The following is a 7,735-nucleotide window of genomic DNA, read 5'->3' as shown; positions in this document are numbered from 1 at the left end:
GTCCTGGACAGTCTACGTGTGCGTAGTGACGTGAAGGAGTGTCATACTCAACGTGTGAAGTCGCGATTGTGATACCACGCTCACGCTCTTCTGGTGCGTTATCGATTTGATCGAATGCTTGTGCTGAACCACCGTAAGTTTTAGCTAGTACGGTAGTGATTGCTGCAGTTAGCGTAGTTTTACCGTGGTCAACGTGGCCGATTGTACCAACGTTAACGTGCGGTTTCGTACGTTCAAACTTTTCTTTTGCCATTTTTCTCGCTTCCTAATTTAAAGCCCGACCCAACATAGACCGGACCGAACCTTTAAAACGTTACAGTCTCGCCTCAATAATCGCTTTGGCCACATTATTAGGCGCCTCTGCGTAATTGAAAAACTCCATAGAATACGACGCTCGCCCTTGCGTTGCAGAACGTAAGTCCGTCGCATATCCAAACATTTCTGAAAGTGGTACCTTAGCGCGAACAATTTTCACACCGGCAACGCCTTCATCCATGCCTTCAATGATGCCGCGGCGACGATTTAAGTCACCAACCACATCACCCATCCAGTCTTCCGGCGTGGTTACTTCGACCTTCATAATCGGTTCAAGTAACACCGGATTCGCCTGTTCAGCTCCATTCTTGAAGCCCATTGAACCGGCAATCTTAAACGCCATTTCTGAAGAGTCAACATCGTGGAACGAACCATCGAATAAAGTGACCTTCACATCTAGCACCGGATATCCTGCTACCACCCCGTTGCGCATCTGTTCTTCTATGCCTTTATCAACCGAGGGTATAAATTCTTTTGGTATTACGCCGCCAACAATCGCGTTAACAAACTCGTAGCCTGCGCCTTCTTCTTGTGGCTCAAGGCGTAACCAAACATGGCCAAACTGACCGCGACCGCCAGACTGACGCACAAACTTACCTTCCACTTCCACAGACTTGCGGATCGTTTCACGGTAAGACACCTGTGGGTTACCTACAGAACAAACCACACCAAATTCACGCTTCATGCGGTCTACAATAATGTCGAGGTGTAACTCACCCATCCCAGAGATGATCGTTTGACCGGTTTCATCATCTGTATGCACCCGGAACGATGGATCTTCCGCAGCCAACTTACCCAGCGCTATGCCCATTTTCTCTTGGTCAGCAGTTGACTTAGGCTCAACTGCGATAGAGATAACCGGCTCTGGAAATTCCATGCGCTCAAGGGTGATGATGTGGTTTGGATCACATAAGGTATCGCCCGTTGTCACATCTTTCATGCCGATCGCCGCAGCGATGTCACCGGCACGAACCTCTTTTAATTCCTCGCGGTCTTTAGCGTGCATTTGCACGATACGACCAAAACGTTCACGTTTGCCTTTTACCGGATTGAAGACAGTATCGCCGGTTTTTATGACACCTGAATAACAACGGAAGAACGTTAATGTACCAACAAAAGGGTCGGTGGCAATTTTAAATGCCAAAGCCGAAAACGGCTCGTTATCATCGGCATGACGCTCTGCTGGGGTTTCATTCCCGTCTTCGAGCACACCGTTGATGGCTGGAATATCGATTGGTGCAGGTAAGAACTCAACGACAGCGTCAAGCACTGCCTGTACACCTTTATTTTTGAATGCCGAACCGCAGGTTGCCAACACAATTTCATTGTTTAGCGTGCGAATACGTAAGCCTTCTTTGATTTCTTGCTCAGTCAACTCCTCGCCTTCGAGGTACCTGTCCATGAGCGCTTCAGAGGCTTCTGCTGCGGCTTCGATCATTTCGGTACGAAGTTTCTCAGCTTGCTCGAGGCAATCAGCTGGGATCTCATCGTAAGTAAACGTCATACCCTGATCAGCTTCATTCCAATTAATGGCCTTCATCTTGAACAGGTCTATAACGCCTTTAAAATTCTCTTCGCTACCGATGTTCATTTGGATCGGTACGCAAGTAGCACCTAGTCGTTTGCGGATTTGCCCAACGACGCGCATAAAATCCGCACCGGCACGGTCCATCTTATTGACGAAAACCATGCGCGGTACGTGATATTTGTCGGCTTGACGCCAAACGGTTTCAGATTGAGGTTCGACCCCTGACGATCCGCAAAACACCACAACGGCACCATCAAGTACCCGCAACGAGCGCTCTACTTCGATGGTGAAGTCAACGTGCCCTGGAGTATCTATGATGTTGATACGATGTTGTTCAAACTGTTGCTGCATGCCGGCCCAGAAACAAGTCGTCGCAGCTGAGGTGATAGTAATACCACGCTCCTGCTCCTGCTCCATCCAGTCCATTGTTGCAGCACCGTCGTGTACCTCACCAATTTTGTGAGATAAGCCGGTGTAGAACAATACGCGCTCAGTTGTTGTAGTTTTACCTGCATCAACGTGAGCCACGATACCGATATTACGGTATCGCTCAATGGGTGTTTTACGCGCCATGAATCGCTCTCAATTAAACCGTGATTACCAGCGGTAGTGAGCGAATGCTTTGTTCGCTTCAGCCATGCGGTGTACGTCTTCACGCTTCTTCACTGCAGAGCCTTTGTTCTCTGATGCATCTAACATTTCAGCTGCTAGACGCGCCGCCATAGACTTCTCACCACGCTTACGTGCAGCTTCTACCATCCAACGCATACCTAATGCATTACGACGAACTGGACGAACTTCTACTGGTACCTGGTAAGTAGAACCACCCACACGGCGTGATTTAACTTCCACAGTTGGGCGGATGTTGTCTAGTGCATCTTCAAATACATCAAGGTGTGCCTTGCCGGTTTTTTCAGCAACAATATCGAGCGCACCGTAAACGATTTTCTCAGCGGTTGATTTCTTGCCGTCGAGCATAACGACATTCATGAACTTAGCGAGTAGCTGTGATCCGAACTTAGGATCAGGTAGGATTTTACGTTGACCTACGACTCTTCTTCTTGGCATCTTAATTCTCCGTGGAATTCAGGGATAACCCAAAACTCAAATTTCAGTTTGGCCTTACTAACGGAGAACCGTTAAGACTTAGGCCTTTTCGCGCCGTACTTAGAACGGGCTTGTTTACGATCGTTTACACCTGCGCAGTCCAAAGTACCGCGAACAGTGTGGTAACGAACACCTGGTAGATCTTTAACACGACCACCGCGAATCAATACAACGCTGTGCTCTTGTAAGTTGTGACCTTCACCACCGATGTATGAAGAAACTTCAAAACCGTTGGTTAAACGAACACGGCATACTTTACGTAATGCTGAGTTCGGCTTCTTAGGCGTAGTTGTATATACGCGAGTACACACACCACGACGCTGTGGGCAAGCTTGCAAAGCCGCTACGTTGCTCTTGGCAGCGGGCTTTTGGCGTGGCTTACGCACTAACTGGTTAACTGTTGCCATTAACTAGCTCCTGATTAAAAAACTAAAAACCTTGAACGCTTGTTTAAGGTCGCTCACGGTTATACAAAAAACCGCGCCCATTTTTTGGGACGCGGAATATTAAAGATCAATTAATGAACTGTCAAGCCAGTGAGGGTAATTCACTGGCATGTCAGTGGTACGGAATAATTACTCTTCCGTGCCTGCTTCTTGATCTGATGACTCAGCATTCAAGGCTTCGGTTAACGCCGCTTCTGCCTCAGAAACTGAAACTGAAGTCTCTTCCACGTTTGCAAGCTTAGCTGCAGCACGCTTCTGATGGTACGCGAAACCTGTACCTGCTGGGATCAATCGGCCAACGATAACGTTCTCTTTCAAGCCACGTAGATCGTCTTCTTTGCCCTGTACTGCTGCTTCTGTCAATACGCGCGTTGTTTCCTGGAACGAAGCCGCAGAAATAAACGATTCGGTCGACAATGAAGCTTTAGTAATACCGAGCAACTGTGTTTCATACAATGCTGGTAGTTTACCTTGACGCTCAAGTTCACGGTTTGCGATTTTCACTTGAGATACTTCAAGCTGTTCGCCTTCCAAGAACTGGCTATCACCTGGGGCAGTAATAATACACTTACGCAGCATCTGGCGGATAACCACTTCGATGTGCTTGTCGTTAATTTTTACACCCTGTAGGCGGTAAACTTCTTGTACTTCGTTAACAATGTAGTTAGCTACGGCACTGATACCACGTAGACGTAAAATGTCATGTGGAGACTCAGGACCATCAGCGATAACTTCACCTTTCTCAACTGACTCACCTTCGAACACGTTAAGCTGACGCCATTTCGGGATCATCTCTTCGTAGTGCTCGCCATTTGGACCAGTGATAACTAGACGTTTCTTACCTTTAGTCTCTTTACCGAAACCAATTGTACCGCTCACCTCAGCAAGGATTGCAGGCTCTTTCGGCTTACGCGCTTCGAACAAGTCAGCAACACGCGGCAGACCACCGGTGATGTCACGCGTTTTCGAAGACTCTTGCGGAATACGTGCTAACACGTCACCAGCATTAGCCACTTTGCCTTCTGCCGCTTCGATGGTAGTAAAGCTTGGTAAGCGAATTTCTTGTAGACCAACTTCGTCAGACTCAAGGATCAACTTAGGCTCTTTCGCATTAACCTTAGAAAGATCTTTCACCACGATACGCGTCAAGCCCGTAAGCTCGTCTTGCTGCATCTCAGTGTTAGTGTCATCAATATCAGAGAATGTGATCTTAGATGCACGTTCAACGATGATTGGGTGACTATGCGGATCCCAGTTCGCTACGATTTCGCCAGCTTCTACGCTTGCGCCATCATCAACCGTTAGGATTGCACCGTAAGGCACTTTATAGCGCTCTTTCTCACGGCCTTGATCATCGATAATCGTAATTTCGGTCGAACGTGAAACGATAACCACTTTGTCGTCAGTGTTACGGACGAACTTAGCGTTGTGCAGCTTCAAGCTACCGCTAGTTTTAACCTGAACACTGTTTTCTGCTGACGCACGTGATGCCGCACCACCAATGTGGAACGTACGCATCGTAAGCTGTGTACCTGGCTCACCGATTGACTGTGCGGCGATAACACCCACAGACTCACCTTGACCAACCATGTGTCCACGCGCAAGGTCACGACCGTAACACTGTGAACATACACCAAAGTCGTTGTCACACGTGATTACTGAACGCACCATCACCTGGTCAACACTGTTGGCTTCCAACATGTCTACCATTTGCTCATCAAGCATGACGTTACGTTCAACCAATACTTCATCAGTACCTGGCTTCATGACGTCTTCGGCGACTACACGACCTAATACGCGCTCACGCAATGGCTCAACAACGTCACCACCTTCAATCAGTGGTGTCATCTTAACGCCTTCGAACGTGCCGCAATCTACGTTAGTAATAACTAAGTCTTGCGCAACGTCTACTAGACGACGGGTTAGGTAACCTGAGTTAGCGGTTTTCAATGCGGTATCGGCAAGACCTTTACGCGCACCGTGCGTAGATATAAAGTACTGTAGTACGTTTAGACCTTCACGGAAGTTCGCCGTAATTGGCGTCTCGATGATTGAACCGTCTGGTTTCGCCATCAGACCACGCATACCAGCTAGCTGACGTATCTGCGCGGCACTACCACGAGCTCCTGAGTCAGCCATCATAAAGACTGAGTTGAAAGACGTTTGCTCTTCGTCTTCACCGTCTTTATTTTTTACGGTTTCTGTCTTCAAGTTATCCATCATCGCTTTGGCGACTTTTTCATTGGCGTTTGACCAAATATCGATAACTTTGTTGTAACGCTCACCGGCAGTTACAAGACCTGATTGGAACTGCTCCTGGATCTCAATCACTTCTGCTTCAGCGGCATCAATGATGTCTTTCTTCGCATCCGGGATAACCATGTCATCAATACCAACTGACGCACCCGCAATCATTGCGTAGTGGAAACCGGTATACATGATTTGGTCAGCCGCGATTACGGTGTCTTTAAGACCGAGTGAACGGTAACAAGCATTCAATAGGTTAGAGATTTGCTTCTTACCCATCGCTTGGTTGATCAGTTCAAACGGCACACCATCAGGCAATGCCAATGAGAAAATCGCACGACCAACGGTAGTGTCGGTTAAGGTAACTTTCTCAGTTTTTGTTCCGTCTTCAGCAATATCATGCTCAGTAATACGCACTTTAACGCGTGAGTGCAGTTCGGCATTACCCGTGCGGTATGCTTTCTCTGCTTCGTTTGGTGAAGTGAATACCATGCCTTCACCCAAACCATTCACTTTATCACGTGTTAGGTAATACAAGCCCAATACAACGTCCTGTGAAGGTACGATGATCGGCTCACCATTCGCTGGTGACAGAATATTGTTGGTTGACATCATCAACGCGCGAGCTTCAAGCTGTGCCTCGATAGTCAGTGGTACGTGAACCGCCATTTGGTCACCGTCGAAGTCAGCGTTATAAGCCGCACACACCAATGGGTGCAACTGGATCGCTTTACCTTCGATCAAGGTTGGTTCAAAGGCTTGGATACCCAAACGGTGAAGGGTAGGTGCACGGTTTAGTAACACTGGATGTTCGCGGATAACGTCATCTAAAACGTCCCAAACTTCCGGTGCTTCACGCTCAACTAATTTCTTCGCCGCTTTAATCGTTGTCGCAAGACCACGACCTTCTAATTTGCCGTAAATAAATGGCTTGAACAGCTCCAATGCCATTTTCTTCGGTAGACCACACTGGTGTAGACGCAATGTAGGACCAACCGTGATAACTGAACGACCAGAGTAGTCAACACGTTTACCCAATAGGTTCTGACGGAAACGACCTTGCTTACCTTTGATCATGTCAGCCAAAGATTTTAATGGACGCTTGTTTGAACCGGTAATTGCGCGACCACGACGACCGTTGTCTAGCAAGGCATCAACCGCTTCTTGCAACATCCGCTTTTCGTTACGAACGATGATATCTGGTGCCGCAAGGTCTAATAGACGCTTCAAACGGTTATTACGGTTGATTACACGACGGTACAAATCGTTTAGATCTGAAGTCGCAAAACGACCACCGTCTAGCGGTACTAGAGGACGTAAATCTGGTGGAAGAACCGGTAATACCGTCATGATCATCCACTCAGGTGAATTGCCCGATTGCTGGAATGCCTCTAATAGCTTTAAGCGCTTGGTGATCTTTTTACGCTTAGTTTCCGAGTTGATGCTCGGTAACTCTTCGCGCATAGACGCAACATCGGCTTCCACGTCGAGGTGTTTAAGCAATTCAAAGACTGCTTCAGCACCCATTTTCGCGTCAAACTCATCGCCATGTTCTTCTAACGCATCGAGGTACTCTTCTTCACCCAACAGCTGACCACGTTCTAGGTCAGTCATACCAGGCTCAGTCACCACGTAGCTTTCAAAATAAAGTACGCGTTCGATATCACGTAGCGTCATATCAAGCATCAAGCCGATACGTGATGGTAGTGATTTAAGGAACCAAATGTGCGCTACTGGGCTGGCCAATTCAATATGACCCATACGCTCACGGCGAACTTTGGTTAACGTAACTTCAACACCACACTTCTCACAGATAACACCACGGTGCTTCAAGCGCTTGTACTTACCACACAAACACTCATAGTCTTTCACCGGGCCGAAGATGCGGGCACAGAAAAGACCGTCACGCTCTGGCTTGAACGTACGGTAGTTGATGGTTTCTGGCTTTTTAACCTCACCAAATGACCAGCTACGGATCATATCTGGTGATGCAAGACCGATACGAATGTTATCGAATTCTTCTGTCTTATTCTGTTGCTTCAGAAACTTAAGTAAATCTTTCACTATTTTCTCCCAACGGAGTCAGTCTTAA

At 47.6% G+C, this 7,735-nt stretch carries 5 protein-coding genes; all 5 read right to left on the bottom strand.

Translation table 11 applies throughout. The features are described 5' to 3' along the window. Positions 1-253: GTP-binding protein (locus tag CSH92_RS11955; RefSeq protein WP_240612798.1), on the bottom strand; the 253-nt coding region annotated here is incomplete at its 3' end. Positions 254-313: 60 nt separating this feature from the next. Further along, positions 314-2,416: an elongation factor G gene (fusA, locus tag CSH92_RS11950; protein ID WP_100657853.1), complete on the bottom strand. Its 2,103-nt coding sequence runs from the start codon at positions 2,414-2,416 to the stop codon at positions 314-316. Between the two features lie 24 nt (positions 2,417-2,440). Then, the gene (gene rpsG / locus CSH92_RS11945) at positions 2,441-2,911 is read right to left on the bottom strand and encodes a 30S ribosomal protein S7 (RefSeq protein WP_100643689.1); all 471 of its coding nucleotides are present in this window, start codon (positions 2,909-2,911) and stop codon (positions 2,441-2,443) included. A 71-nt stretch (positions 2,912-2,982) separates the two neighbouring features. Beyond that, positions 2,983-3,357, bottom strand: coding sequence for a 30S ribosomal protein S12 (gene rpsL, locus CSH92_RS11940; RefSeq protein ID WP_100643688.1), 375 nt, complete (start codon positions 3,355-3,357; stop codon positions 2,983-2,985). 168 nt (positions 3,358-3,525) lie between these two features. Continuing rightward, the gene (gene rpoC, locus CSH92_RS11935; protein ID WP_100657852.1) at positions 3,526-7,707 is read right to left on the bottom strand and encodes a DNA-directed RNA polymerase subunit beta'; all 4,182 of its coding nucleotides are present in this window, start codon (positions 7,705-7,707) and stop codon (positions 3,526-3,528) included. Between the last annotated feature and the right edge of the window lie 28 nt (positions 7,708-7,735).

This window comes from Neoalteromonas flava, from assembly GCF_002807685.1.
In the GTDB taxonomy this organism is placed as follows: Bacteria; Pseudomonadota; Gammaproteobacteria; order Enterobacterales; family Alteromonadaceae; genus Alteromonas_E; species Alteromonas_E flava.
This window is presented reverse-complemented; position numbering and strand designations above follow the sequence as displayed.